Raw genomic sequence first — 1,032 nt, 5'->3', positions numbered from 1 at the left:
GTTATTGGTAGCGCCGTTCCCGCACCGCTCAGAGAGCTGGGATTGCTCGCCTGTTGGTATCTGGTTCAGGACGGTGTCGCGATCAGCGGCCCGCTCACTTCACTGCCCGCCGCCCAAGCCCTGTCGCAACGTATCGGCACCTACGCGCTGGGCGCCTAAGGCAACTGCACGCGTGGCCTGGTTTCGATGTACAAGTCCCAACTCGACATGAACAGCGCGGCGATCAACGGCCCAATGACAAAACCATTGAGACCGAAGATCGCCAGGCCGCCCAGGGTCGAAACCAGGACCAGATAGTCCGGCATCCTGGTGTCCTTGCCCACCAGGGTCGGACGCAGAATGTTGTCTACCAGACCGATCACGAACACCCCGAACAGCCCCAGCACCACACCCTGCCAGATCGCGCCGCTGAGCAGGAACCAGGCTGCCACCGGTACCCAGACAATCGCCGCCCCCACCGCTGGCAACAGCGACAAAAACGCCATTATCACCGCCCAGAGCAATGCACTGGGGATGTCCAGAAACCAGAAAATCAACCCACCCAGTGCGCCTTGCGTAATCGCCATCAGCAGGTTGCCTTTGACCGTGGCTCGTACCACGCGATTGAACTTGAGCTGCAGGCGGCGCTTTTGATGTTCCGCCAATGGCACGGCCGCGCGGACATTGCGCGCCAGTTCGGCACCGTCGCGCAGAAAGAAGAACAACAGGTAGAGCATGATAAAAAAGCTCACCACAACGTCAAAAGTGCCCTGACCGAGGCTGAACGCCTTACTGGCGAAAAACTCGCTGCCCTGCATCGCGCTCTTGATGATTTTYTCGCGCAATGTGCTCAGCTCACCCATGCCAAAGCGGTCCAGCAGGTGCTGAAAATACGGCGGCAGGCTGTGTTTGAACTGCGCCAGATAGCTGGCGATGTCTAACTGGCCGCTCTCGATATTCTTGTAGATGCTCGCACCCTCCTGCACCAGCAAGATGCCGGTAATGATCACTGGCAAAATGGCAATGACCAGACAAATGCCCAAGGTGCAAAGG

At 58.6% G+C, this 1,032-nt stretch carries 1 protein-coding gene; it reads right to left on the bottom strand.

Features of this window, described 5'->3' with window-relative positions:
• Positions 1–155: 155 nt before the first annotated feature.
• A partial coding sequence (locus tag AC1DH9_RS29760; RefSeq protein WP_477809406.1) for an AI-2E family transporter occupies positions 156–1,032 on the bottom strand: 877 nt, incomplete at its 5' end.

The organism is Pseudomonas sp. 05T35 (assembly GCF_056396605.1).
This window is presented reverse-complemented; position numbering and strand designations above follow the sequence as displayed.